The sequence below is a fragment of the Bacillus sp. BML-BC051 genome (assembly GCF_019656175.1).
Taxonomy (GTDB): domain Bacteria; phylum Bacillota; class Bacilli; order Bacillales; family Bacillaceae_G; genus Bacillus_A; species Bacillus_A mobilis.
The window spans coordinates 18,330-43,750 of the sequence record NZ_BPLI01000017.1 but is presented as its reverse complement, the minus strand read 5'-3'; the positions used below and the strand labels follow the sequence as shown (position 1 = coordinate 43,750).

General features: G+C 36.4%; 23 protein-coding genes and 1 other annotated feature. Of the genes, 14 read left to right on the top strand and 9 right to left on the bottom strand.

The window, feature by feature from the left end; all coding sequences use genetic code 11:
* Positions 1 to 255: 255 nt before the first annotated feature.
* The 5 genes from K5S59_RS08235 (at position 256) to K5S59_RS08215 (ending at position 6,871) form a co-directional block, all read left to right on the top strand.
* Positions 256 to 1,686 (top strand): alanine/glycine:cation symporter family protein, encoded by a 1,431-nt coding sequence (locus K5S59_RS08235; RefSeq protein WP_001022921.1) that lies wholly within the window; start codon positions 256 to 258, stop codon positions 1,684 to 1,686.
* Between the two features lie 255 nt (positions 1,687 to 1,941).
* Complete coding sequence (locus K5S59_RS08230; protein WP_098872113.1) at positions 1,942 to 3,381, top strand: alanine/glycine:cation symporter family protein; 1,440 nt, start codon at positions 1,942 to 1,944, stop codon at positions 3,379 to 3,381.
* Positions 3,382 to 3,677: 296 nt separating this feature from the next.
* Positions 3,678 to 4,859 (top strand): NupC/NupG family nucleoside CNT transporter, encoded by a 1,182-nt coding sequence (locus tag K5S59_RS08225; protein ID WP_000673855.1) that lies wholly within the window; start codon positions 3,678 to 3,680, stop codon positions 4,857 to 4,859.
* Positions 4,860 to 5,361: 502 nt separating this feature from the next.
* Positions 5,362 to 6,543 (top strand): NupC/NupG family nucleoside CNT transporter, encoded by a 1,182-nt coding sequence (locus tag K5S59_RS08220; RefSeq protein ID WP_000706847.1) that lies wholly within the window; start codon positions 5,362 to 5,364, stop codon positions 6,541 to 6,543.
* A 94-nt stretch (positions 6,544 to 6,637) separates the two neighbouring features.
* A complete protein-coding gene (locus K5S59_RS08215) occupies positions 6,638 to 6,871 on the top strand; it encodes a hypothetical protein (protein WP_000662743.1) in 234 nt (77 codons plus the stop codon).
* 25 nt (positions 6,872 to 6,896) lie between these two features.
* On the opposite strand, the gene K5S59_RS08210 is transcribed toward K5S59_RS08215, so the two are convergent.
* Both K5S59_RS08210 and K5S59_RS08205 read right to left on the bottom strand, forming a co-directional pair.
* The gene (locus K5S59_RS08210) at positions 6,897 to 7,403 is read right to left on the bottom strand and encodes a ferritin (RefSeq protein ID WP_063261728.1); all 507 of its coding nucleotides are present in this window, start codon (positions 7,401 to 7,403) and stop codon (positions 6,897 to 6,899) included.
* A gap of 53 nt (positions 7,404 to 7,456) precedes the next feature.
* The gene (locus K5S59_RS08205) at positions 7,457 to 7,780 is read right to left on the bottom strand and encodes a MazG nucleotide pyrophosphohydrolase domain-containing protein (protein WP_000355762.1); all 324 of its coding nucleotides are present in this window, start codon (positions 7,778 to 7,780) and stop codon (positions 7,457 to 7,459) included.
* Positions 7,781 to 7,853: 73 nt separating this feature from the next.
* On the opposite strand from K5S59_RS08205, the gene K5S59_RS08200 reads away from it, so the two are divergent.
* The gene (locus tag K5S59_RS08200) at positions 7,854 to 8,432 is read left to right on the top strand and encodes an LOG family protein (RefSeq protein WP_001225719.1); all 579 of its coding nucleotides are present in this window, start codon (positions 7,854 to 7,856) and stop codon (positions 8,430 to 8,432) included.
* A 123-nt stretch (positions 8,433 to 8,555) separates the two neighbouring features.
* Here K5S59_RS08200 and K5S59_RS08195 read toward each other — a convergent pair whose 3' ends face one another.
* The 3 genes from K5S59_RS08195 to K5S59_RS08185 all read right to left on the bottom strand — a co-directional run bounded on the left by K5S59_RS08195 (position 8,556) and on the right by K5S59_RS08185 (position 11,491).
* On the bottom strand, positions 8,556 to 8,753 hold the full coding sequence (locus tag K5S59_RS08195) for a hypothetical protein (protein WP_000656330.1): 198 nt from the start codon (positions 8,751 to 8,753) through the stop codon (positions 8,556 to 8,558).
* A gap of 652 nt (positions 8,754 to 9,405) precedes the next feature.
* Positions 9,406 to 9,846, bottom strand: coding sequence for a Dps family protein (locus K5S59_RS08190; RefSeq protein WP_001041892.1), 441 nt, complete (start codon positions 9,844 to 9,846; stop codon positions 9,406 to 9,408).
* Between the two features lie 211 nt (positions 9,847 to 10,057).
* Positions 10,058 to 11,491, bottom strand: a complete 1,434-nt coding sequence (locus tag K5S59_RS08185) for an alanine/glycine:cation symporter family protein (RefSeq protein WP_000227565.1) — start codon at positions 11,489 to 11,491, stop codon at positions 10,058 to 10,060.
* Between the two features lie 410 nt (positions 11,492 to 11,901).
* Here K5S59_RS08185 and K5S59_RS08175 point away from each other — a divergent pair, with 410 nt between their 5' ends.
* The 7 genes from K5S59_RS08175 (at position 11,902) to nprB (ending at position 17,924) form a co-directional block, all read left to right on the top strand.
* Entirely contained in the window at positions 11,902 to 12,399 is a 498-nt protein-coding gene (locus K5S59_RS08175; RefSeq protein WP_001026070.1) for a cation:proton antiporter regulatory subunit, read from the top strand.
* Entirely contained in the window at positions 12,400 to 13,599 is a 1,200-nt protein-coding gene (locus K5S59_RS08170) for a cation:proton antiporter (protein WP_212982007.1), read from the top strand.
* 79 nt (positions 13,600 to 13,678) lie between these two features.
* A complete protein-coding gene (uptA, locus tag K5S59_RS08165) occupies positions 13,679 to 14,272 on the top strand; it encodes an undecaprenyl phosphate transporter UptA (protein WP_000900204.1) in 594 nt (197 codons plus the stop codon).
* A 137-nt stretch (positions 14,273 to 14,409) separates the two neighbouring features.
* Positions 14,410 to 14,844, top strand: a complete 435-nt coding sequence (locus tag K5S59_RS08160) for a DUF3920 family protein (protein ID WP_098257783.1) — start codon at positions 14,410 to 14,412, stop codon at positions 14,842 to 14,844.
* A 112-nt stretch (positions 14,845 to 14,956) separates the two neighbouring features.
* The gene (locus tag K5S59_RS08155) at positions 14,957 to 15,367 is read left to right on the top strand and encodes a MarR family winged helix-turn-helix transcriptional regulator (protein ID WP_000845463.1); all 411 of its coding nucleotides are present in this window, start codon (positions 14,957 to 14,959) and stop codon (positions 15,365 to 15,367) included.
* A gap of 51 nt (positions 15,368 to 15,418) precedes the next feature.
* A complete protein-coding gene (locus tag K5S59_RS08150; RefSeq protein ID WP_000488940.1) occupies positions 15,419 to 16,117 on the top strand; it encodes a pirin family protein in 699 nt (232 codons plus the stop codon).
* A gap of 157 nt (positions 16,118 to 16,274) precedes the next feature.
* On the top strand, positions 16,275 to 17,924 hold the full coding sequence (nprB, locus tag K5S59_RS08145; RefSeq protein WP_141523809.1) for a neutral protease NprB: 1,650 nt from the start codon (positions 16,275 to 16,277) through the stop codon (positions 17,922 to 17,924).
* A gap of 108 nt (positions 17,925 to 18,032) precedes the next feature.
* Here the strand turns inward: nprB and K5S59_RS08140 are convergent, their stop codons facing one another.
* The 4 genes from K5S59_RS08140 to K5S59_RS08125 form a co-directional block, all read right to left on the bottom strand.
* Positions 18,033 to 18,350 carry a metal-sulfur cluster assembly factor gene (locus K5S59_RS08140; RefSeq protein ID WP_000082521.1) on the bottom strand — a complete coding sequence of 106 codons (318 nt, stop codon included), beginning with the start codon at positions 18,348 to 18,350 and terminating at the stop codon, positions 18,033 to 18,035.
* A gap of 119 nt (positions 18,351 to 18,469) precedes the next feature.
* Positions 18,470 to 20,161 (bottom strand): methyl-accepting chemotaxis protein, encoded by a 1,692-nt coding sequence (locus tag K5S59_RS08135; protein WP_001009438.1) that lies wholly within the window; start codon positions 20,159 to 20,161, stop codon positions 18,470 to 18,472.
* A 224-nt stretch (positions 20,162 to 20,385) separates the two neighbouring features.
* Complete coding sequence (locus K5S59_RS08130; protein WP_098257781.1) at positions 20,386 to 22,080, bottom strand: methyl-accepting chemotaxis protein; 1,695 nt, start codon at positions 22,078 to 22,080, stop codon at positions 20,386 to 20,388.
* A 413-nt stretch (positions 22,081 to 22,493) separates the two neighbouring features.
* A complete protein-coding gene (locus tag K5S59_RS08125; RefSeq protein WP_001072222.1) occupies positions 22,494 to 23,312 on the bottom strand; it encodes a class I SAM-dependent methyltransferase in 819 nt (272 codons plus the stop codon).
* Positions 23,313 to 23,426: 114 nt separating this feature from the next.
* Positions 23,427 to 23,697: a binding site (T-box leader), on the top strand.
* A 50-nt stretch (positions 23,698 to 23,747) separates the two neighbouring features.
* Here K5S59_RS08125 and metG point away from each other — a divergent pair.
* The gene (gene metG / locus K5S59_RS08120; RefSeq protein WP_120450981.1) at positions 23,748 to 25,382 is read left to right on the top strand and encodes a methionine--tRNA ligase; all 1,635 of its coding nucleotides are present in this window, start codon (positions 23,748 to 23,750) and stop codon (positions 25,380 to 25,382) included.
* Positions 25,383 to 25,421 lie beyond the last annotated feature (39 nt).

Here is a 25,421-nt window from a genome sequence, read left to right as displayed (position 1 = left end):
AAATGAATTTGTTGTAATTAGGTTTGTTACAACCTGATGTAATCATTATAGTTACAGGTTGGCACTTTTGTCAATGGGGTAGTTTGTAGATTTATTTTTTGTTTTAGTATGCACAGTTAGAGGGAAGAGAGTCATAAAGATATTGTTACTTCGTGCCTGGCTAATATTTGGAAATTGCAAATTGTCGAAAAATGTTGATTTTTGAATGTTTTTTAAATATAATTCGTTTTATGGAGAAAAGGAGGGGTTAATTGTATGAATATTTTAGAGCAATTTATTTCATCAACGAATACAATTCTTTGGTCATATATTCTTATTGCAATGTTAATTGGTTTAGGTCTTTATTTTTCTATTAAATTGAAATTCGTACAAATTACTCATTTAGGGGAAATGGTTCGACTGATGAGTGATGGATTAACTGGAAAGACGCGTAAAAAAGGTAGTGTATCTTCTTTCCAAGCGTTCTGTATGAGTTCGGCAGCTCGTATTGGTATCGGTAATTTAGCTGGTGTAGCGTTAGCTATTTCTATGGGAGGACCTGGCGCAGTATTTTGGATGTGGGTTATTGCGATTATCGGAGCTTCTTCAAGTTTCGTAGAAAGTACGCTTGCACAAATTTATAAAATAAAAGATGGCAGTGGCTTCCGTGGTGGCCCTGCTTATTATATGGAAAAAGGTTTAAATAAACGTTGGATGGGAATTTGGTTCTCTATCCTTATTACAATTAGTTATGGTTTAATTTTTAACTCAGTACAAGCAAATACAGTTACATTAGCATTTAAAAATGCTTTTGGTATTGAGCGTTATATTGTTGGGATTGCATTAGCTGCATTAGTTGCGGTTATTATTTTTGGTGGTGTAAAAAGTATCGCACGTATGTCGGAAATGATTGTTCCGCCAATGGCGCTTATTTATATTGCGGTAGCTATTTTTGTTGTCATTAAAAACTTCTATTTAATACCAGATGTGTTTACGGAAATCTTTAAAGGTGCATTCGGTTTAGATTCAGCTGTAGGTGGCGGTATCGGTGCTGCAATGAAATATGGTATTCAGCGCGGATTATTCGCGAACGAAGCAGGTATGGGTAGTGCGCCGAACGCGGCAGCAACAGCTGATGTAACGCATCCAGCGAAACAAGGTTTTATTCAAACGATTGGTGTTTTAGTAGATACATTCTTAGTATGTACATCAACAGCATTTATCGTACTATGTTCTGGTGCATATAAAGCGACAAATTTAGAAGGTATTGAATTAACGCAAAATGCATTAAGTTCACAAATTGGCCCGTGGGCGAGCAGTTTCTTAGCGATTATTATTTTCTTATTTGCATTCAGTTCACTTTTAGGAAATTACTATTATGGTGAAACGAATATTGAATTCATTAAACAAAGTAAAACTTGGTTAACAATTTACCGTATTGCGGTAGTTGGAATGGTGTTATTCGGTTCTATTGCGACGCTTCAAGTCGTATGGAATATGGCAGATTTATTCATGGGTCTAATGGTAATTACAAACTTAATTGCGATTACACTTCTTGGGCGATTTGCATATGCTGCTTTGGCAGACTATGTAAGGCAAAAGAAACAAGGAAAAGATCCAGTCTTCAGTGCAGATTCGATTCCAGGTTTAACGAATACAGAGTGTTGGGATAAGTCAGCGGTAACGGATAAAGAAAAAGCGGTATAATGAAAAAACGAGCATCGAGATGAATTCGATGCTCGTTTTTTTGATCTTTTTTTCTGTGATTTGTAGAAAATATGTGGTTGGGTATTAGGTAAATGCACTAGTTAAGTACAGTTTTATTTTATGAAAAACCCGTATGTAACATAACGTAACGCCGTCATGTCATAAAAACTAACATTAATTTGTCGAAAATTCTTGATTACTAAAAGTTTTTAGAATATAATTTTCTTATTGTTAGGAAGAGGGGGCAATACAATTATGGATTTTTTAGCTAAGGTAATTGGGGATATAAATAATGTCCTTTGGTCATATGTCATTATTGCGATGTTAATTGGGTTAGGGCTCTACTTTTCATTCCGTGTGAAATTTGTCCAAGTTCGTTACTTCGGTGAAATGATTCGTTTGCTTGGGGATGGAGCAAGCTCGAAAACGAGGAAAGCGCAAAAAGAGAAGAGCGGCGTATCATCATTCCAAGCATTTTGTATGAGTACAGCTTCTCGTGTAGGTACTGGTAACTTAGCTGGTGTAGCTATTGCAATTTCAGCAGGTGGACCAGGAGCAGTATTTTGGATGTGGTTAATTGCGGTAATTGGGGGTGCTTCTGCATTTGTAGAGAGCACATTAGCGCAAATTTATAAAGTAAAAGATGGGAATGCATTCCGTGGGGGCCCAGCGTATTATATGGAAAAGGGTTTAAAGAAACGCTGGTTAGGTGTTGTGTTCTCTGTTCTAATAACAGTAAGTTTCGGATTAATTTTCAATGCCGTGCAGTCAAACACAGTAGCGGCAGCTTTTGATGGAGCATTTAACACAGATGGTAAGTTTGTGGGTCTGTTTATGGCTGGTTTACTTGCGATCATTATCTTTGGCGGAGTAAAACGTATTGCACGTGCGGTTGAAATGATTGTTCCAGTAATGGCAATTATTTATGTAGCAGTAGCGTTATTCGTTGTTGTGACAAACATTACGGCAATTCCGTATGTATTTAAAGAGATTTTCTTACATGCATTTGGAATTAAAGAAGTAGTGGGCGGGGGATTAGGAGCTGCGATTTTACTAGGGGTAAAACGCGGATTATTCTCAAATGAAGCAGGTATGGGTAGTGCGCCGAACGCAGCTGCGACTGCAAACGTAACGCACCCAGTTAAACAAGGTTTCATTCAAACTTTAGGGGTATTTACAGATACATTATTAATTTGTAGTTGTACAGCATTTATTATTCTTTTATCAGATGTGCATAATGCAGCTGATTTAAATGGTATTCAATTAACGCAGCAAGCATTAAGCCAACATATTGGACCATGGGCATCTATATTTGTAGCGGTTGCAATCTTCTTATTTGCATTCAGTTCATTAGTAGGTAACTACTACTATGGTGAAACAAATATTGAGTTCTTAAATGGAAGTAAAGTGCTATTAAATGCATACCGCATTGCTGTACTTGGTATGGTTATGTTAGGGTCTGTAGCAACAATTCAAATCGTTTGGGATTTAGCAGATTTATTTATGGGAATTATGGCTGTTATTAACTTAGTGGCGATCGTATTCCTTTCAAAGTATGCTTTCGCGGCATTATCAGATTATGTGAAACAAAAGAAACAAGGAAAAGATCCAGTCTTCTATGCGAATTCTATTCCAGGTCTGAAAAATACAGAGTGCTGGGAAGAGCAAGTAGCTGATAAAGAAAAAGCAGTATAATGAGGTGAGCATCAAGTGAAACTTGATGCTCATTTTTTTGTTTTATAAAGATATTTATGGGTAGTAAAAGACGAACGTTCATGAGTGTTTTATAATAAAATGTAATTTTTTTAAGAAAAGTGCGGATATGAGTTGTGATTTATGTTAGAATGGAAAATGCCTTTGAAACAAGAGATTTTATGGTCTTTTCTATCCGATTGAAGGTTTTTGAGGAGAAATGGAAAGTTCGGATTATTTCTTATTTTGAATGGTCAGACGTTCAACGTTAATGAAGAGTTAAATGGAGGATTTTATTAATGAAGTTTGTTATGTTTCTTGTAGGATTGCTCGTTGTATTCGTACTCGGTTTTCTTATAAGTGCCGATCGAAAGAAGATTAAGTATAAACCAATCGCAATCATGCTTGTTATTCAGCTAGTGTTAAGTTATTTCTTATTAAATACGCAAGTTGGTTATATTTTAGTAAAAGGAATTTCAGATGGATTTGGCGCGCTGCTTGGATATGCGGAAGCTGGAATCGTTTTCGTATTTGGCGGTCTTGTTAATAAAGGAGAGGTTTCATTCTTCTTAACGGCGCTATTACCAATCGTATTCTTTGCCGTTTTAATCGGAATTCTGCAACACTTTAAAATTTTACCGGTATTTATTCGTGCTATTGGTACGTTGTTAAGTAAAGTCAATGGTCTAGGAAAACTAGAATCATATAACGCAGTAGCAGCTGCCATTGTTGGGCAAGCAGAAGTATTTATTACAGTAAAAGATCAATTAAGTAAAATCCCAAAACATCGTTTATATACATTATGTGCATCTTCCATGTCGACAGTATCAATGTCAATCGTTGGTTCTTATATGAAAATGATCGAACCGAAATATGTAGTAACAGCACTTGTATTAAATTTATTTAGTGGTTTCATTATTATTCATATTATTAACCCGTACGATATTACAGAAGAAGAAGATACACTGAAATTAGAAAATAAGAAAAAACAATCATTCTTTGAAATGTTAAGCGAATATATTATGCTTGGTTTCACAATCGCGATCACAGTAGCGGCAATGTTACTTGGTTTTGTAGCATTAATTACAGCAATCAATAGCTTGTTTGATTCCATGTTCGGTATTACATTCCAAGCTATTTTAGGATACATTTTCTCACCATTAGCATTCGTAATGGGTATCCCGCAAGCAGAGATGGTAACAGCGGGACAAATTATGGCAACAAAATTAGTATCAAACGAGTTTGTTGCGATGCTTGATCTTGGAAAAGTAGCTGGTGATTTATCAGCTCGTACAGTTGGTATTCTTTCTGTATTCCTTGTATCATTTGCGAATTTCTCATCAATCGGAATTATCGCAGGTGCAACGAAAGGTATCGATGAAAACCAATCAAATGTTGTATCATCATTCGGTCTACGCCTTGTGTACGGTGCGACATTAGTAAGTATTCTATCAGCGATTATCGTTGGTGTTATGTTATAAAGTGAAACTTTAATTAGTGGGGGGAGCTTTTTCCTCCGCTGATTATTAGTTGAACCAATCGGGCTTTTATGGGCAGTTAATCACCCATCTAACTTCTTTGTTTTCGCTGAATGTTGAGATGGGGGTCTTACTGCCCGTTAAAGCGGGGTAAAAAAGATGGTCCTAGCTTATAGCTAGGGCTATTTTTTATGGTAAATTTGCATGAAAAAACCAATTATTTAGGAATATATTAACATATAAAAATCTTTTAAAATTTATATTGCATTTCGATTAGATAACGCTTACAATTTGATTTGTAGGTGGTATCAATTTCAGACCTTCAAGTATGGTAGGAGAGAAGAAGCTACCTTTTATAAATTGCAATTTATGTAAACGCTTACTGATTTTAGATGACAGTTGAATAGTATTTAGGGGTTTTAAATTTTTTTAACATCAATGGTCAGACGTCATTCGTTATACGTTATACGACCAATAAATCGTGGGAGAAGTGGAGGATTCACATATGAAAATAGTAATGTTCCTAGTCGGTTTACTTGTAGTGTTTGTACTAGGGTTCCTTATCAGTTCAGATCGTAAGAAAATTAAATATAAACCAATTGCACTTATGCTTGTCATTCAATTGGTACTTGCGTATTTCTTACTAAATACAAAGGTCGGATTTGTGTTAGTAAAAGGGATCGCAGATGGGTTTGGCGCTATTTTAAAATTTGCGGAAGCAGGGGTTAATTTCGTATTTGGTGGTCTAGCAAATGATGGACAAGCACCATTCTTCTTAACAGTATTATTACCAATTATTTTCTTAGCAGTACTAATTGGGATTCTGCAACACATTAAAGTATTACCGATTATCATTCGTGCAGTCGGTTTCCTATTAAGTAAAATTAACGGCTTAGGAAAACTAGAATCATATAATGCAGTAGCAGCTGCGATTGTTGGTCAAGGGGAAGTATTCATTACAGTAAAAGATCAATTAAGCAAATTACCGAAAAATCGTTTATACACACTTTGTGCATCTTCCATGTCGACAGTATCGATGTCAATCGTCGGTTCTTATATGAAAATGATTGATCCAAAATATGTAGTAACGGCACTTGTATTAAACTTATTCAGTGGATTCATTATCGTTCATATCATTAATCCATATGAAGTAAAAGAAGAAGACGATATTTTAGAATTACAAGAAGATAAAAAACAAACATTCTTTGAAATGTTAGGCGAATATATTATGCTTGGTTTCTCTATCGCTGTAACAGTAGCGGCGATGTTAATCGGTTTCGTAGCATTAATTACAGCAATTAACGGTGTATTCGATTCAATTTTCGGAATCACATTCCAAAGCATTTTAGGATATGTCTTCTCACCATTAGCATTCGTAATGGGTATTCCAACATCAGAGATGCTAACAGCAGGACAAATTATGGCAACGAAATTAGTAACGAACGAATTCGTTGCAATGCTTGACCTTGGAAAAGTAGCTGGTGATTTATCAGCTCGTACAGTAGGTATTTTATCTATCTTCCTTGTATCATTTGCGAACTTCTCATCAATCGGAATTATCGCAGGTGCAACGAAGAGTATCGATGGCAAACAAGCAAACGTTGTATCTTCATTCGGACTAAAACTTGTATACGGTGCAACGTTAGTAAGTATATTATCAGCGATTATCGTTGGGGTTATGCTTTAATAAAACGGTAAAGAAGTCGTTTGTCTCTCGCCTAGAGGGATGAACGACTTTTTTTGTTTTGATATGATAAATAGTGTGGAGAGGGGGAATTAGGGTGAAAGAACAGGATAGTTTGAAGGAATTTGATGAGGTTATAGATAACATTAATCGTTTAACTGGTGAAGATGCTAGAACCTTTTTGAAATTCATACATGGATATTTAAGTATAGTAGAAGAAGGCGATGGGACGTTTACTCATAGTAACTTTGTTGAAAAGGTTTCAAGTTTTTATAAGAAGGATTTGGCTAAGATTATTAATCTGAGAGAAGAGATCAAAAAATCACCTTAATACATTCATTAAGGTGATTGAAATACTATTCAGCTGGAGGCGTAAATGTACGTTTCTCTAATTCAGCATCTAGCATAAATAGTGCGTTTGAATCGCTTGTAATACGTTTTAATTTTTGGATGATGCTATCGAATGAAGCTTCTTCTTCTACTTGCTCATCGACGAACCATTTTAAGAATGTAATTGTTGCGTGTTCACGCTCATCCCAAGCGATATCAGATAAGTTGTAAATACGCTTCGTTACTTCACGCTCGTGCTCAAGTGCGACTTCAAAAGCGTTCAGTACAGATTCATATTCGTTATTTGGATTATCAAATCCAGTAACAATAGCGCGCTCACCGCGGTCGTTAATGTAGTTGTAAAGCTTCATTGCGTGGAAGCGTTCTTCTTCAGCTTGTACAAGGAAAAAGTTAGCGAATCCATCATAGCTCTCCGCCGTACAGTAAGCAGCCATTGCCATATAAGCGTGGGCAGAGTAAAATTCAAAGTTCATTTGATCGTTTAATGCGTCGTGCAATTTTTTAGATAACATAAAATCCCCCTTAGTATTGTGACAAGAATATTATACCATAATTGATAATATTCTCATTTGGATGTCTCGAACCTTTTTGAAAGCTTTGTGACGTGTGCTTCCATAATGTCTTGTAAATCTAAATCATATTTTTGTGAAAGAATAATAAGATTAGATAGTACGTCACCAAGTTCTTCTTTTAACTCTTGTTTTAGCTCTTCTTCTGTTTTCGCGTCTTCATCAGGGCGATCACGGCCGATTTCAATGGCACGAACGACTCGTGAAACTTCCCCAACTTCCTCTGTTAAGAAATTTAAGCGAATAAAGGAATTATACTGTGACCAGCTTCGTTTTTCGTAAAATTCCTCCACCCATCTTTGAAATGCGACGATATCCATTTCTTTCTCATCCCTTCAATATGTTGTACAATATTCATTGTATCATAACAATATATAGTTTCGGGGTGTAGGAATGAGAAAGATTTGTGTGTTTGCAGGTTCCAACTTAGGGGAGAGACCAGAATTTAAAGAGCAAGCAATAGCGTTAGGAAAAATGTTTGTTGAGAACGATTATGAGCTCGTATACGGCGGTTCATGCGTTGGATTAATGGGAGAAGTAGCAGATGAAGTTCTTCGTTTAGGCGGGCGTGTAACAGGTGTTATGCCGCGCGGTCTATTCCGAGGAGAAATTGTACATACAGGGTTAACAGAACTAATTGAAGTAGAAACGATGCATGAACGTAAAGCGAAAATGGCAGAGCTTGCGGATGCTTTTATTGCATTACCAGGCGGATATGGAACGTTTGAAGAGCTATTTGAAGTTGTATGTTGGTCACAAATTGGTATACATAATAAGCCGGTTGGTTTATTGAATATAAAAGACTTTTACGGACCACTCCTGCAAATGGTTGAACGTGCAGCAGAAGAAGGGTTTATGAACCCATCTAATAAAGAGTTGATTGTTTCAGCTGAGACGGCAGATAAACTAATTCATGAAATCCAAAATTACGAGCGTCCTGTTTTAGGAACGAAGTGGAAACAGTTATCATAATACAAAATTATCCCGCTTTAATGGGCAGTAAGAACCCCCACCTCAAAATTCAGCAAAAGCAAAGAAGTTAGGTGGGGGAAGTTTCACCTGATCATAGACGGCAATTGGTGAGGGCATTCCGTATTATTTTGGAATGCCTTTATCACTTTGATTACTTTGTTTTTTATACAGGTACCAGCCACCCCAGCCGCCACCAATTGCTACAACAACGAGGAAAGCATAGTCTTTCACCTCGACACGTATATTGAAAATATTAGCTATAAGTAAGACAATCCCAACTGTTATTAACGCAAAAAATGCTCTAATTAAGTAGTCTTTCAACTGAACCACTCCCGCCATTTAAGTAGTAAATGATGAATATGGAAAAGCTTTTGGATCTATTTTACTAAAAGGTGTTACCTATATTTTAACATAAAAGGGATTGTAATATATTGATAAAAGTAGAGGAGAGGGGCGCTGATATTGTCGTGATTTGTCGGTAAGTCGATATCCTGTGTCGAATCGTCGATATAATGAAAAAATCGTTGATATAATTTCATGTATCAGCATGTGCAATCCCCTCATAGAAAAAAGCGACTCTGAACGAGCCGCTTCCGCTTTAAATTGATATCCAGCTCCGGTAGCTAGAATGTTCGGTGGCTTCGCTTTTTCCTGCGAGGCAAAGAGCGCCTCTACGTCAGGAGCTCCAATGCCCTCCTGTTCTGAGCAAGTCACCTCCGCTTTAAATATATCCAGCTCCAGCGGCTAGAACAGTCGGTTGTTTCACTCCTTCATTCGAGGCAAAAAGCGCCTCGTAATCAGGAGTTCCAACACCCTCCTGTTCTAAACGAGCCGCTTCCGCTTTTAATCTATCTAGCTCCGGTGACTAGAACAGTCGGTCATTTCGCGCCTTCCTGTGAGGCAAAAAGCGCCTCTTCGTCAGGAGCTCCAATGCCCTCTTGTTCTGAGCAAGTCACCTCCGCTTTAAAATCTATTATTGATTCAAGAACGCGCGTAGCATCCAAGCGTGTTTTTCTAGTTCTGTGTAGATGCCTAGTAGTAGGTCAGATGTCATTTCGTCGTCAGAGTTTTGAGCAATTTCCATGCCTTTTTTCAGTTCGACTAGCATCATTTCGTAGTCTTTCATGATTGCTTCAACCATTCCTTCTGCAGTTTCTCCGTAAGCTGCTTCTTGAATAGTAGAGATTTCTAGGTATTCTTTCATAGTCGCTACTGGTTTACCACCGATTGCTAAAATACGTTCTGCAATTTCATCGATGTGAGTAGCTGATTCTGTGTATAGTTCTTCGAATTTCTCATGTAATGTGAAGAATTGAGGTCCTTTTACGTACCAATGGAAGTTGTGTAATTTTGTGAATAAAACGCTCCAGTCTGCTACTTGTTTGTTTAATACTTCGATTACTTGTTTGTTCATTATGATCAATCTCCTTTTGAGTTGTTATGTTATATCAATTACTAATTTATAATTATTATAATCTAGTAATTTGTATAAATCAACCCTTTTGCTGGAATTAATTTGAACAAATTATGAACTGTTATAAATAAAAATCCCTATTACTTTTGAGTAATAGGGATTTTGTTTGATATAGCTCTTGTTCTAAACGAGCCGCATCCGCTTTTAATTATTATACAGCCTTCTGTTTTTCTTCTACATCCTGTCCATCCCAGCACTCTGTATTCTGTAAGCCAGGGATAGAACTTGCAACGAAAACAGGATCTTTTCCTTGTTTCTTTTGCTTCATATAGTCTACTAATGCTGCGTAGGCGAATTTGCTAAGGAATGAGATGGCAATTAAGTTTGTGAATACCATTAGTCCCATGAATAAATCAGCTAAGCTCCAAACTGTTTTAAGGGCAGCGATTGATCCGAAGAATACCATTCCGACAACCGCAACGCGATAAATCATTAACCATGTTTTGCTTTCTTTAATGAATGCGATATTTGTTTCACCATAATAGTAGTTTCCTAGTAAAGAACTGAATGCGAATAGGAAAATAATAATCGCTAAGAAAGTGCTTGCCCACGGTCCAATTTGTGAACTTAATGCTTGTTGTGTTAATTCAATACCTTCTAAATTGGATCCTTTGTAAAGTCCAGAACATAATACGATAAACGCTGTTGATGTACATACTAAGAATGTGTCTACGAACACTCCTAATGCTTGAACAAGTCCTTGTTTTACAGGGTGAGATACATCTGAAGTTGCTGCTGCGTTAGGAGAGCTACCCATACCGGCTTCTGTCGCGAATAGACCGCGCTGAATTCCGAACTTGATTGCTGCTCCAATACCACCAGCGATAGCTTGGTCTAAACCGAATGCACTGTTAAATATTTCTGTAAAAATGCTTGGTAACATAGTGAAGTTGTTAATAACGACGAAAATTGCCACACCAATATAAACAATTGCCATTGGAGGAACGATCATTTCTGTAATACGTGAAATGCTCTTAATACCACCAAAAATAATAACTGCCACTAATAAAGCTAATAGAGCTCCTACGAGAGTTCGCTCTAGTCCAAAAGCATTTTCAAACGCTATTGTTACTGTATTTGCTTGTACAGAATTGAAAATTAATCCGTACGCAACTGTAATAAGAAGTGAGAACCAAACACCCATCCAGCGCTTGTTTAATCCTTTTTCCATGTAATATGCTGGCCCACCACGGAACCTACTTCCATCTTTTACTTTATAAATTTGTGCGAGCGTACATTCTACGAAACTAGTAGCTGCTCCAAGGATAGCGATAAACCACATCCAAAATATTGCGCCAGGTCCACCCATTGAAATGGCTAATGCTACACCAGCTAAGTTTCCGATACCGATACGTGCTGCTGCACTTAAGCAAAATGCTTGGAATGGAGAGATGCTATCTTTCTTTTTTTCTTTTCGATTAAATCCTTTACTAATTAAACCGACCATCTCACCAAAATGAGTAATTTGGACAAATTTTAATTTGAAAGAGAAATAAAGACCGAAGCCGATTAGCATTGCAATAAGAATATATGACCATAAAATATTATTCGTTACCTCAAGGAATCTGCTAAAGATATCAACCATATAATACACTTCCTTTTTTCCGTAATAAGAAAATTATATGCAAAAAATATATGAGAATCAATTTTTCTAAAAAATTATGTAACATAAACATATTTTGTGTTATGATTATGTTACATCGTAATATTTTTAGAATTATTTACATTTTAAAAAACTAAATGTAAAGCAAGAAAGAGGGGATAATTTGAAAGAAGAAACTTTATTGAAAGTAAGCCTTAAAAGTTTGAAAATGAGAAGTAATATATTTTTTATCATTACATCTTTAAGTATCTTTTTAGGAGCCACTTATTATTACAATAAAAGATTTCCAACTCACATGTATCCTGAATGGTTAGGATTTCTAAAGTTGATTGGATGAATAAAAGACAGAAAAACAGAAAATTTAAATAAAAAATGTTGTGGAGGAGCTAAATATGAATATTAGAGAAAGTGAACTTCCGGGTATTGGCTATAAGTTTCAAATCGTTACGAAAGGTAACGAAAAGATGGTGATTGTCATTCATGATGATGGACGTAGAGAAATGTATCATTTTGATTCAGATCATGAAGAAAGTATCTCAAGTATTTCATTACGTGACTCAGAGGCAAGACAAATTGCAGCAATATTAGGTGGAATGGTATATAAGCCTAGAGCATTAGAAAATGTTGAGATGGTCTTTGAAGGTTTAGCAATTGAGTGGTTCAAGGTGGAGAATGCAGCTCCGGCACTTGGAAAAACAATCGGTGATCTTGAAATAAGAAAAACATATAGCGTAACGATCATTGCAGTTATGAAAAAGAATATGAAAAAGCTATTTAATCCAGGGCCAGAAACGGTAATTGAAGAAGGCGATATGCTTGTAGTTTCAGGTGAGAGAGACGAAATTAAAAAGATTATTAATGAGTTACTTTCGAATAGGGGGACTGACTAGATGGATACGTTAATTTTTGAAGTTGGTACAGCGTTAGTGTTAGTTGCAATTGCGGCAGTAATTGCTGGAAAGTTTAAATTCTCAGTAATTCCGTTTCTAATTGTTCTTGGGATGTTAGTGGGACCACATGCGCCGACAATAGGTGTTATCGATTTCAAGTTTATTGAAAGTGCAAGTGTCATTTCCTTCCTTGGACGGATTGGGGTTCTGTTCCTTCTGTTCTATCTAGGACTAGAGTTTTCGATGAAAAAACTAATTAAATCTGGACGTTCTATTGCGATTGGCGGAACAATCTATATTTTAATTAACTTTTCACTTGGCTTATTATACGGATTTATAATGGGATTCCCTTTACTAGAAATCTTAATTATTGCGGGTATTATTACGATTTCTTCTAGTGCTATCGTTGCTAAAGTGTTAGTGGATTTAAGAAGAACTGGTAATAATGAGACCGAATTAATTTTAGGAATTATTATGTTCGAGGATATATTCCTTGCTGTATATTTATCAGTTGTATCAGGTTTAGTTCTAGGAGATCATGCTTCCTTCCTAGGTGCTCTTACTTCAATTGGAATTGCTTTAGGATACATGCTTCTATTCTTTATTGTAGCTAGAAAGGCAACGCCGTTATTAAATAAATTGCTTAATATTAGCTCAGATGAAATTTTCATTATTGTAGTATTTGCTTCGTTATTCTTTATTGCAGGATTTTCAGAAACAATTCACGTTGCCGAAGCAATTGGAGCACTTCTTTTAGGATTAGTTTTCTCTGAGACAGAACATAGTGACAGAATTGAACATCTCGTTGTTCCATTTAGAGACTTTTTCGGAGCTATTTTCTTCTTCAGTTTCGGATTAAGTATTGATCCGTTTTCATTAGGCGGAGCGATATGGTTAACGTTAGGTGCTATCCTTCTTACAATCATCGGTAACTTTGTTGCAGGGATGATTGCAGGGCGACAAGCTGGATTATCTCATAAAGCGTCAACAAATATTGGATTAACAATCGTTTCAAGAGGAGAATTCTCCATCATTATGGCTAATATCGGTATCGCGGGTGGTTTAATGTCAGTACTGAAACCATTCTCAGCACTATACGTGCTTATACTATCGATCTTAGGTCCACTTCTGACGAAAGAGTCAAAGAATGTATATAAATTTTTAAATAAAATCTTTAAGTGGGATACAAAGGCTAACTAAATTTAAAAAATAAAAGTACGAGATATTTCCTGCTTGTACTTTTATTTTTTGCAATGAAAACAGTAAAGAGAGGTACATGATGTTAGGAGAGTTGATTCATTCTGTTTTAGTTTTTCTAGAAGGGCTTGGTTATTGGGGGATTATGCTTGGATTAATGTTAGAGGTTATCCCAAGTGAAATCGTATTATCTTATGCAGGTTATTTAGTATCAACAGGAAGTATTACATTTTGGGGCGCTGTCGCGTTCGGTACAATTGGTGGTGTAATTGCACAACTATTCATTTATTGGATTGGTCGATACGGAGGAAGACCTGTTCTTGAGCGATATGGCAAATATATTTTAATTCAAAAGAAACATATTGATTATGCTGAAGCTTGGTTTAATCGTTACGGAACTGGTGTTATTTTTACTGCTCGTTTTATTCCTGTGGTACGTCATGCTATTTCGATACCAGCGGGTATTGCAAAAATGTCACATGCTAAGTTTATTACGCTAACTACATTAGCTGTTATTCCATGGTCAATTGTATTTGTATATTTAGGTTTTAAATTAGGAACAGAGTGGGAAAGTATTAATAAAGTAGCTGGGCCATATGTGAAATACTTTGCACTTGCTGCTATTGTTTGTGCAATTGGTTACTTTGTATTAAAAAAAATGATGAAAAAAAAGTGATTACGGAAAAGGGATCTATGTCGACATAGATTCCTTTTTTATTGGCATTTTTTCAAGGATGAAAGAATACGTTTAATATTTACCATATTGTGGCATACATATAGAAAAAGGGTGCTTGGAAAGGGGAATAAAGAGAAATGGAACTCCAGTTTCAAAATGTATATCAACAGGTGGAGAATTGGTATGTGTTGGATTCGGAGCTTCCTTGGGATGTCAAAAGGCTTAGAGCTGATTTGTTTTCATTGATTGAAGTATGTAAAACGCCAGTTATTTTTTGTGATACGTGTGATGCGAATCATGTGCTTCTATCGTTAGGAGAAGAAGAAGAGGAATTTTTATTCCCAGTAGGTGGTTTTTATCATAAAGAAAAACAATTAATTTTTGTTTGTATGTGGGAAGAGTATGAGCAAGTGCTCAAAACACTACTGCATGAATTTCGCCATGCGATGCAGCATAAGAGCGAAGTATTGTATGTTGGAAGTGAATTGTACGAAGATAGATGGATTGAGAAAGATGCGAGGAAGTTCGCGGAGAGGAAGTTAGATGAATATAAAAATAGAAAGTTAATGTAAAGCATAGTGGAGAAATGGCACTGTGCTTTCTTTGTTGTTTACTATAAGTAAGTGATTGACTTTTATAAAGTTTAGTTCTAAACTAGTGGTATGAAACGAGCGAGGTGATAGAATGAAAACAGAAGATAGACTCGGATTACTATTATGGTTTCGTTTATCACGTTTTTATAACAAAAGTATTCGTGAGACGAATCAGCATTTGAAAGAATGGAATGTATCTGCCGCTCAGTTTGATGTACTGGCTCAAGTTGGAGGGCATAATCGTCTAACGCAGCAAGAGCTTGGAAATAAACTATTTGTTACGAAGGGAAATATCACGCAGCTTTTAAATAAAATGGAGCAGCTAGAGTGGATTCGTCGTGAACAAGAAGGTACTACAAAATATATTTCGTTAACAGAAAAGGGAAAAGTTTTATATGAAGAAATCGTCCCGCCTCAAGAAACGTTCCAAGCGGAGCAGTTTCAAAATTTAAATGTAGAAGAACAACATCAATTATTACAATTACTAAAAAAATTACAGTGAGAAAAAGTTTTGAAATAAATCTTGAATTCGAGATAATATGAGGTGAAGGATATGTTTAGAAAAGTTGATCATAAAAATATGGGAAGAGCAAATCACGGTTGGTTAAATACACATTTTCATTTTTCCTTTGCGAATTATTATAATCCTAATAACATGAACTTCGGTGCATTGCGTGTAATTAATGATGACCTAGTAGCGGCACAAACTGGTTTTGATATGCATCCGCATCGCGATATGGAAATCATTTCGTACGTTGTAGAGGGTGCTTTAACACATGAGGATAGCATGGGGAACCGCGGAACAATTGAGCGAGGACATGTTCAATATATGAGTGCTGGCACAGGTGTATTCCATAGCGAGCATAATTTAGGAAATGAAACACTACGTTTATTACAAATTTGGATTTTACCAGATCGTGCGGATCATAAACCAAACTATGGTGAGTTTACATTTGATTGGAGCAAGCGTGAAAACGAATGGTTTCATATGGTATCTCCACTAGAAGGAGAGGCGCCAATTCAAATTCACCAAGATGCGAATTTATATTCTTTATCGTTAGATGCTGGAAAAGAAATTCATTTTCCTGTGAAAGAAGGTCGTCAATTGTACCTTGTACAAATTGAAGGAAGTAGTGTAATAAATGGTGAAAAGCTTGTTATGCGTGATGCAGCAGAAGCGATAGAAGAAGATATTCATATTGAAGCGAAAGAGCAATCACACTATTTAGCAATCGAATTGAAAAGACAATAGAACGTTTATGAAAAAGAGGGCACCCGATAGGATGTCCTCTTTTTTTGAGTGGAATTGTCAGAAAAAACTTTCTCAATATTTAGAAAAAGGTATTAGCCCGGAAAATAAGAATTGTATAAAAGTGTCAAAAATCTTTATGGGAATGGGGAATGTTATAGTGAAAAAGCAAGTCATTTCATCAGCATTAGCGTTAACTGTTATAGCCGGGGGATTTGGAACATTTGGAGCAACGACAACGAAAGCGGAAGAACAAAAAATTCAATATCATCAAGAATTTAAAACACCTGCATACATAGGTGAAGAATGGAAAGCACCGGAAGGACTAGATAAAAAAGAGACGGTCTTTCAATATTTAGAGAGTAAGAAAGATATGTTTAAATTAGCAGGAAATATTGATAAACACTTCAATGTCGTTGGGGAGGAAAAAGATGCTGAATCTGGTACGACACATGTGAAGTTAGTTGAGAAGCATAATAACATTCCTGTGTATGGTTCAGATCAAACTGTTACACTTGATAAAGAAAATAATGTAAAAGCATTCTTCGGACAAGTTATTCCGAATTTAGAGGATAAAAATATTCCTGCGTTTGCAAATATTAGTGCAGAGCAAGCTGAAACGATTGCAAAGGCAGATATTGAAAAAGAAGTTGGTAAAGTAAAGAATTATGACGGTGTGAAAAAAGATTTATTTGTGTATGAAAAAGATGGGAAGTACTATCTTGCATACTTAGTTAAAGCATCGATTTCAAAACCAGCTCCAGGATACTGGCATTATTTTGTTGATGCAACGAATGGAAATGTGATTGAGAAATATAACGCTGTAGATCACATTACAGGATTTGGTTACGGCGTATTAGGCGATAGACAATCATTTGAAATTGCTCAAGATGAGAAAACAGGAGCGTTCAACTTGTTTGATGGTAAACGAGGACAAGGTGTTCATACATTTGATGCAGAAAATATGGATGAAAACTTGTTTAACTTATTCTCACAATGGCTTGGATACACAGGAGAAGAAGTTGAGAGTAAATCTAAGTTCTTCGAAGATAAAGCAGCGGTTGATGCGCATGTAAATGCAGGGAAAGTATACGATTACTACAAAAAGACATTTAATCGTAACTCTTTCGATGATAAAGGTGCGAAGCTTATTTCTACTGTTCACGTCGGAGAAAGCTGGAATAACGCAGCTTGGAACGGTGTACAAATGATGTATGGTGATGGAGACGGTACGACGTTTATTCCATTATCTGCTGGACTAGATGTTATCGGTCACGAATTAACGCATGCTGTAACTGAAAATACAGCAAACCTTGTTTATAAAAATGAGTCAGGTGCGTTAAATGAATCGTTATCTGATATTATGGGTGTCATGGTTGAGAAGAAGAGTTGGGATTTAGGTGCTGACATTTATACACCTGGAAAACCTGGTGATGCACTTCGTTCTCTGAAAGATCCAGCATCTATTCCAAATCCATTAAAACCAGGTGAAGGTTACCCAGATCATTACAATAAACGCTACACTGGAACAGCTGATAATGGCGGCGTTCATATTAACAGTAGTATTAACAATAAAGCTGCATATTTAGTGTCTGATGGCGGAGAGCATTACGGCGTGAAAGTAACTGGAGTAGGCCGTGAAGCGACAGAAAAAATTTACTACCGTGCTCTTACGAAATATTTAACTGCAAACTCTGACTTTAAGATGATGCGTCAAGCTGCTCTTCAGTCAGCTGAAGATTTATATGGTAAAAACTCTAAAGCTGTACAAGCTGTAACGAAAGCTTATGATGCAGTAGGCATAAAATAATAAGAGAAAAAGACCTGACTAGGATGTCAGGTCTTTCTTTATCCCGATTGGTGAGGGCTAATAATCAGTGGGGGATGAAGCCCCCCACTGATTAAAGTTTCACTTTATTTAGTCGCGAATACCTAATGCGATTTTCGCCATACGTGACATGCGTTCTTTAGACCAGGGCGGATTCCAAACGACATTTACTTCTATTTCATTGACTTCAGGTACGTTCGTTGACAATACTTTTTTAACGTCTGATACAATTTGCCCAGCCATTGGACAACCGATAGAAGTCATCGTCATTGTAATGACAGCATTATTATTTTCATCTGCTGTAACGTCATAAACTAATCCAAGATTGATAATATCAACACCTAGTTCAGGGTCAATAACAGCTTCTAAGTTTGCATATAACTTTTCTTCAAATGCTTGTTGTGACATGTGTAGCACCCCCTGCATAATTAATGATATCGATTCTCATTATAACGGATATATATATATAATGCAGGGAATGAGCTCAAAAAAAGTATTCCTCTTGAAAGAGGAATACTTTTTGAAAGCTATTCAGTTTTGAAATGAGATACGAGTTGATCTAATTCTTCAACTGTTTGTTTCATTTGTCTAGCGGTTTGTGTCATCTCATTCATCGTAATGACTTTTTTCTCAGCAGATTGTGCTGTTGCCGCTGTTTCACTAGATACTTCAGTCGAAATAGAAGCGATGTTATTCAGTGAAGCGTTCATTTCTTCGGCGCTTGCAGCCATTTCCTCAGCAGTTGCTGAGATGTCTTGCATTTGAGTAGATACTTTATTTACTTGTTCTACAATCGTTGTGAAAGAATTGCCAGCTTCACGAATGACATGAATGCCTTCAAATGCTTCAGAACGACCTTGTGACATCATAGAGCTCGCAGTTTCGGTGTCTTGTTGAATTTGATGTAGTAATTGGTTAATATCTGTTGCCGCTGTTTTAGATTGTTCAGCAAGTTTTCGAACTTCGTCAGCTACGACAGCGAAACCTTTACCTTGTTCGCCAGCACGAGCCGCTTCGATAGATGCATTTAAAGCAAGTAAGTTTGTTTGTTCTGCGATATTAGAAATAGATTGTACAGCTGTATCAATATATTTCGTGTGGGTGATTAGACGTTCGACCACTTCTGACGTAGCATTTACAGCGTCGTGTATCGTTGTCATTTGTGAAACGGATTTTTGAATAACCGAACTTCCATCATTAGCTTGTTCAGATGTAGTTACAGCAAGTTCAGTTACAGATGAAGCAGATTCAGCAATGCGCTGAACACTTACTGCCATATCGTCCATTGCAGTTGAGCTTTCTTCCATGCTAGCAGATTGCGATTGAATATTTGCATTTAAGCTAGACATCGAGCTTTGAACTCTTATTGTCGCCTCGCGTGATATATTCGTCTTTTCTAGCATATGTTCAGAAGCGTTTTGTACTTCTACGGATGTTTTTTGAACACGATTGATAATATGTTGTAGGTTTTCTAACATTTTATTAAATGATGTTGCAATCGTACCAATTTCATCATTACTATTTACTTGTAGGCGGGCTGTTAAGTCACCTTCTTGAGATGATAATTCTTTTAGTTTACTATCAATTTGTTGAATTGGTTTAACAAGTTTACCAGAGAACCACCATGCAAGAATGATAGCTACGATAATACAAATAACAAGTGATAAGAAGACAACATATTCGATTTGTAGCGAAGATTGATCAATTTTTTCGATAGATTGATCGCGTAACTTAGCTTGTTCATTACTGTAATTTGTGAAGTCGCCAATTACTTTATAAACAGTACCATTTTCTGCATAAGCTACTTGTAAAGCCTCTTCCCACTTTTGTTCTTTTGCAAGAGTGAAAACTTTTTCTTCAATAAATTTTCTCCAAGTCGATCCTGATTCCATTGTATTTTTCACAGATTGAGAAATGTTAGGATTTGAAAGAAGCTGCTCTTTCGTATCTTCAAGAAGTTTACTCATCTCATTAAATTTGTCTAATTCAACTTGATCACGTTGTAATAAATAACCTCTTAAAGCAGAGAGTTGTACTTGATAAGCGTCCCCACGCTCTTTTAATTGTGTTGCTAGAGGAGAAATTTCTTTTTGTAATGCTTCAGCTTGACGAGATTGGTCAATAGCAAAAAATAAAATAAGAGCTAAGGCGATGCCAAATAAAGCGCAAATCGTTCCCATCATGAACATTAGTTTTTTTCGAATGCTAATAAAATTCATATGATAAAAAGCCTCCTTGTGAAATCTTAGTATTAGAATTAATAAATGTAAAAAATTGAAAGAAAGCTTTACTCCGACTGGAATAAAGCTTTCTTCTTTCCTTTAGGAATTATAGCAGACGGAATGAGAGATAGAAAGAGATATTTTAAGGTGAAAAAAGAGAGATTGTAAATCTCTCTTTTTAAAAATTTAGAGCTCATAGAAGTATACAGGAAAGTTTCGCTTTAAATGTTTGTTTTGAAATGAGAAACGAGAACTTCAAGTTCTTGTACAGTCGTTTTCATTTCAGACGCTTTTTTAGCGACGACACTCATTTTGTTTACTTGGTCACCAGCTGAAGTTGCTGTTTGTGATGTTTCGGAGGCAACTTCATTTGAAATAGAAGCAATGTTATTTAAAGCTGCATTCATTTCTTCAGAACTTGCGGCCATTTCTTCAGCAGTTGCAGACATTTCTTGCATTTGCGTAGAGATTTCGTTAATGTGGTTAACAATTTCTGAGAATGAAGATCCAGCGGTACGAATAACTGTAATTCCTTCAGAAGCTTCTGACTGACCTTGTGTCATCATTTCATTTGCTATTTTTGTGTCAGCTTGAATTTGATGAAGTAAATGGTTAATGTCAGTTGCTGCTAGCTGAGATTGTTCAGCAAGTTTGCGTACTTCATCGGCAACAACGGCGAATCCTTTTCCATGTTCGCCAGCACGTGCTGCTTCAATTGAAGCATTTAAAGCGAGTAAATTCGTTTGTTCCGCGATATTAGAAATGGATTGAAGTGCAGTATCAATATGATTCGTATGTGTAATGAGTCGTTCTACTACTTGTGATGTAGCGTTAACAGCTTCGTTAATGGTATGCATTTGTGTAATAGATTTCTCAATGACTTTATTCCCACTATCTGCTTTTTCAGCAGTTGTAACAGCTAGGCTAGCAACAGAAGAGGCAGATTCTGCAATACGTTGAACACTCGTTGTCATATCATCCATTGCAGTTGAACTTTCTTCGATGCTGGAAACTTGTGAACGAATGTTGTGTTCAAGGGCATTCATAGTTTCTTGGGTTTTTGCGGTATTTTCCATAGACGTAGTTGTTTCGATAAACACATTTTCAGACGCTTCTTTGACACTTGTGGATGTTTGTTGCACTTGTTTTATAATACGTTGTAAACTAGCGAGCATTTGATTAAAGGAATTGGCGATATCACCAATTTCATCTTTACTTGTTACGTGCAATCTAGCAGTTAAATCGCCGTCTTGAGAAGCCAATTCTTTTAATTTCTCATCAATTTGTCGTATCGGTTTAACAAGTTTACCAGAGAACCACCATGCTAATAAAATAGATGTTAACGTACATGTAATGAGTGAGAAGAAAATAATATATTGAATAAGAGATGAAGAAGACTCTACGTCAGCAATTAATGCGTCACGTTTATCATTTTCTTCATTTGTATATTTAGTAAAGCGACTTAAAAGGTCGTTTACATAATCGGTTTGAGCTAAAGCAATTTTGGATGCTTCGTCCCATTTTCCTTCTCGAGCGAGAGGGAGGACTTCATTATCTATGACGCTTCGCCATTTTCCTCCCATTAAAATCGCTTCTTTCATTCCTTCTGGGAGTTTTTTATCACTTGTTACTTTTTCTCTAGTATCAGCTAGTTTTTTTCCTTCTCGGTTGAATTTATCCAGTCCTTTTTGATCATGTGATAGTAAATATTCTTGTAAACCAGCAACTTGTGCTTGGAACCAATCGCCACGTTCTTTTAAAATCGTTGCTCTTTTTGATACATCATTTTTTAATGTTTCGACTTCATTGGCTTGATGCATGGCGAATGAAAGAATAACAATAAGAGCAATGCTAAATAAGGAACAAATACTTAAGAGTGTGAAGAGTAGTTTTTTTCGAATACTAACATATTTCATCGTTACCCCTACCTTTTAAAAACTATTTATTATAATTTATAAATATCAAGAACGACATTAATAAAAACATTATTATGAAGTTATTAATCTGTTCAATGAAAATTATAGCAGATAATGGAATATGGCAGATTCATATGAGTAAATGTTCTTAAAATGTATACATTTGTATATCAAAAAAATCATAAATAAAAATGAGAAATGCTATTGAAATTTGAAATAACATCATGTATACTTCTAATTAGTTGATAACGATTATCACTATCAACTATAAACATTACTCTTCGTTATGTTGGTCATACCCCTTTTTGACGACGTAAGTCAGAGACGAAATGTTGAAATATCTTGTGTCCTATTCTACAGAATTATGGTAATCTCCAACCTCAACTTATATGCGTGAGCATGCAAAAAGGATCCTATCCGTGAAGGGATCCTTTTTTGCATGCTGTCGCAATTAATGTATATAAACCGGGCACACGTTCTTCAATTCCTTCCGGTGCAGTAGAAGGGAAGACCCACCTTTGATGACATCCGTGTTCTTCAACTAGTTTTTCAATTTTAAAATGTTCTTCCGCAAGTGTTGAAATAATTTCTCCTAGCGTCCAGCGACGGATGAGCGTTTTAGGTAACGATTCTTTCTGCGCTTCTGTAAGAAGGATGCTATAAGCAACATCATCTTCAATTAATTCTTCATCGAAGTAATTTCCATTGGCCCGAAATGATGGGTGGTCTACTCCTAATAATTTCGTGTAAACAGGATGATAGTCACGAAGGATAAGCATGCCATCTCCTTTAAGCAAGGTAGCAATTTTTTGAAAGAGCGGTTTTAAATCTAAAAAGTAATGGAGTACACCAAGTTCCAGCAATACGATATCGAATGATTCGGAGAGCTGTACATTTAATACATCAGAAACGACATACTGGATAGAGACACCTGCTGCTTCGGCAAGTTCATTTGCATATTTTGCATTACTTGCTGAAATATCAACAACTGTTACGTCAGCCCCTAAAAGAGCGAGAGCAACGGCTTTATTTCCTTTTGACCCGAGTAAATTAATAATACGTTTTCCTTTTGGAGATTGTATGTAAGGTAAATAGTGATCTACCTCGCGCGCGGGATCTGCCATAAGCTTTTTCGCATAATCGGCTGGCGCCCCGTGGCGATTCGTCCAAGCTTCATAAGCAGCTGCATTCCAGCTTTTTTCATTATGTTTACTTAGTTGTTTTTGATTCAATCGAATCACTCCTTTTGTGAACGTATAGTTATTCTGTGTGAGAAGGGGATTTCCTTTTCTTTTTGAATTAAAGTTTGATTTTTCTGCAATTAGGTCGTAAAATACGTGTTATATATAAAAGCGTTGAAAAGGAAAAGTAGAATGAAATCATTCTGTCCAGAGAGCTTCGGTAGCTGAGAAGAAGCAAGAATATTCATTTGAACAATGGCCTTTGAGCTTCGTCCTGAACTTATCAAATGATAATAGTAGGCGGCGACGAGAGTTGGTACTCGTTATCAAAATCACAGTATAAGAGCATATAGCTCCGTACTTGTTAAGGCTAGTTATGTGAGTAATTGGCGAAATAAGGTGGTACCGCGACTGTTTATACAGCCCCGCCCTTATCTTTTTAAGATAAGGGCGGGGCTTTTTTATATTTAAAAGGAGGAATGTAAGATGAGTATTTTTATTGGAGGCGCTTGGCCGTATGCAAATGGTTCGTTACATCTTGGACATATTGCGAGTTTGTTACCTGGAGACATTTTAGCACGTTATTACCGGGCAAAAGGTGAGAATGTGTTGTATGTTTCGGGAAGTGATTGTAATGGAACACCGATTGCAATTAGGGCAAAACAAGAAGGTGTGACGGCGAAGGAAATTGCTGATAAGTATCATGAAGAGTTCCAGCGATGTTTTCGTAGCCTTGGTTTTACTTATGATTGCTATACACGTACAGATAGTGAGCACCATCATGAAACGGTTCAAAATGTCTTTTTACGTTTATTAGAAGAAGGTTATATTTATAAAAAAACAGTGGAACAAGCGTATTGTGAAACGTGTACGCAGTTTTTACCTGATCGTTATGTAGAAGGAGTTTGTCCACATTGCCATGAAGCAGCAAGAGGAGATCAATGCGATGCGTGTTCAGCTATTTTAGATCCACTTGATTTGTTAGAAAAGAAATGTAAGTTATGTGGTAGTACGCCATCCGTACAGGAAACAGAGCATTTCTATTTCGCATTGCATACATTTCAGGAGCAAATTAAAAGGGCTGTAGAAACTGCAAAACAAACAGGAGCATGGCGCGACAATGCGATTCAATTAACAGAGAGGTATGTTAAGGAAGGATTATTAGATAGGGCCGTATCACGTGATTTAACAATTGGGGTACCAATTCCAGTAGAAGGGTATGAAGATAAGAAAATTTACGTATGGATTGAAGCAGTGACAGGATACTATTCGGCGAGTAAACATTGGGCTGAAGAAGCAGGGAAAGATGATCAAGAGTTTTGGGGTAAAGAAGCGAAAACATATTATGTGCACGGAAAGGATAATATTCCGTTTCATTCCATCATTTGGCCAGCGGTATTGCTTGGAATAGGAGAAGGAGCTATTCCGCGTCATATCGTTTCGAATGAATATTTAACAGTTGAAAAAAGAAAATTATCTACAAGTAAAAACTGGGCAGTATGGGTGCCAGACATATTAGAACGATACAATCCAGATTCCATTCGTTACTTTTTAACAGTCAACGCACCAGAAAATCGTGATACTGATTTCTCGTGGCGTGAATTCATTTACAGTCATAATAGTGAATTATTAGGTGCATACGGGAACTTTGTGAACCGGACATTAAAGTTTATTGAAAAGTATTATGGTGGTACTGTACCGAAGGGAAGTATTGATGTAGAACTGAAAGGTAAAGTAGAAGGATTATATAAAAATATTGGAGAGGCCATTGAGCAAACTACATTTAAGGTAGCGCTAGAAACAATATTTGATGCAGTACGTTTTGCAAATAAATACTTTGATGAGAGGCAGCCTTGGAAACAACGAGAAGATGATCCAGTTGCATGCGAAGAAACGATTTATAATTGTGTGTATCTTATCGTTAATTTTGCAAATCTCCTTGAACCGTTTTTACCATTTTCAAGTGAAAGAGTTAGAAATACATTATCGATTGTGAAACAAAACTGGGAGCCTCAAAATACGTTGCCGAATAAAATTGATAGTGTGCAGCCTCTATTTGAACGAATTGATGTAAAACAAATTGAGCATGAGGTAGAAAAGTTATATGGAGCGGTAAAGTGAGATAGAGAAAAAGACCTTTCAAATACATGAAAGGTCTTT

What these genes read in the sequence shown, in the direction of transcription:
- K5S59_RS08235 (WP_001022921.1), top strand. Translation starts at nt 256, where the DNA reads ATGAATATTTTAGAGCAATTTATTTCATCAACGAATACAATTCTTTGG.
- K5S59_RS08230 (WP_098872113.1), top strand. Translation starts at nt 1,942, where the DNA reads ATGGATTTTTTAGCTAAGGTAATTGGGGATATAAATAATGTCCTTTGG.
- K5S59_RS08225 (WP_000673855.1), top strand. Translation starts at nt 3,678, where the DNA reads ATGAAGTTTGTTATGTTTCTTGTAGGATTGCTCGTTGTATTCGTACTC.
- K5S59_RS08220 (WP_000706847.1), top strand. Translation starts at nt 5,362, where the DNA reads ATGAAAATAGTAATGTTCCTAGTCGGTTTACTTGTAGTGTTTGTACTA.
- K5S59_RS08210 (WP_063261728.1), bottom strand. Translation starts at nt 7,403, where the DNA reads ATGTTATCTAAAAAATTGCACGACGCATTAAACGATCAAATGAACTTT.
- K5S59_RS08205 (WP_000355762.1), bottom strand. Translation starts at nt 7,780, where the DNA reads ATGGATATCGTCGCATTTCAAAGATGGGTGGAGGAATTTTACGAAAAA.
- K5S59_RS08200 (WP_001225719.1), top strand. Translation starts at nt 7,854, where the DNA reads ATGAGAAAGATTTGTGTGTTTGCAGGTTCCAACTTAGGGGAGAGACCA.
- K5S59_RS08190 (WP_001041892.1), bottom strand. Translation starts at nt 9,846, where the DNA reads ATGAACAAACAAGTAATCGAAGTATTAAACAAACAAGTAGCAGACTGG.
- K5S59_RS08185 (WP_000227565.1), bottom strand. Translation starts at nt 11,491, where the DNA reads ATGGTTGATATCTTTAGCAGATTCCTTGAGGTAACGAATAATATTTTA.
- K5S59_RS08175 (WP_001026070.1), top strand. Translation starts at nt 11,902, where the DNA reads ATGAATATTAGAGAAAGTGAACTTCCGGGTATTGGCTATAAGTTTCAA.
- K5S59_RS08170 (WP_212982007.1), top strand. Translation starts at nt 12,400, where the DNA reads ATGGATACGTTAATTTTTGAAGTTGGTACAGCGTTAGTGTTAGTTGCA.
- uptA (WP_000900204.1), top strand. Translation starts at nt 13,679, where the DNA reads ATGTTAGGAGAGTTGATTCATTCTGTTTTAGTTTTTCTAGAAGGGCTT.
- K5S59_RS08160 (WP_098257783.1), top strand. Translation starts at nt 14,410, where the DNA reads ATGGAACTCCAGTTTCAAAATGTATATCAACAGGTGGAGAATTGGTAT.
- K5S59_RS08155 (WP_000845463.1), top strand. Translation starts at nt 14,957, where the DNA reads ATGAAAACAGAAGATAGACTCGGATTACTATTATGGTTTCGTTTATCA.
- K5S59_RS08150 (WP_000488940.1), top strand. Translation starts at nt 15,419, where the DNA reads ATGTTTAGAAAAGTTGATCATAAAAATATGGGAAGAGCAAATCACGGT.
- K5S59_RS08140 (WP_000082521.1), bottom strand. Translation starts at nt 18,350, where the DNA reads ATGTCACAACAAGCATTTGAAGAAAAGTTATATGCAAACTTAGAAGCT.
- K5S59_RS08135 (WP_001009438.1), bottom strand. Translation starts at nt 20,161, where the DNA reads ATGAATTTTATTAGCATTCGAAAAAAACTAATGTTCATGATGGGAACG.
- K5S59_RS08130 (WP_098257781.1), bottom strand. Translation starts at nt 22,080, where the DNA reads ATGAAATATGTTAGTATTCGAAAAAAACTACTCTTCACACTCTTAAGT.
- metG (WP_120450981.1), top strand. Translation starts at nt 23,748, where the DNA reads ATGAGTATTTTTATTGGAGGCGCTTGGCCGTATGCAAATGGTTCGTTA.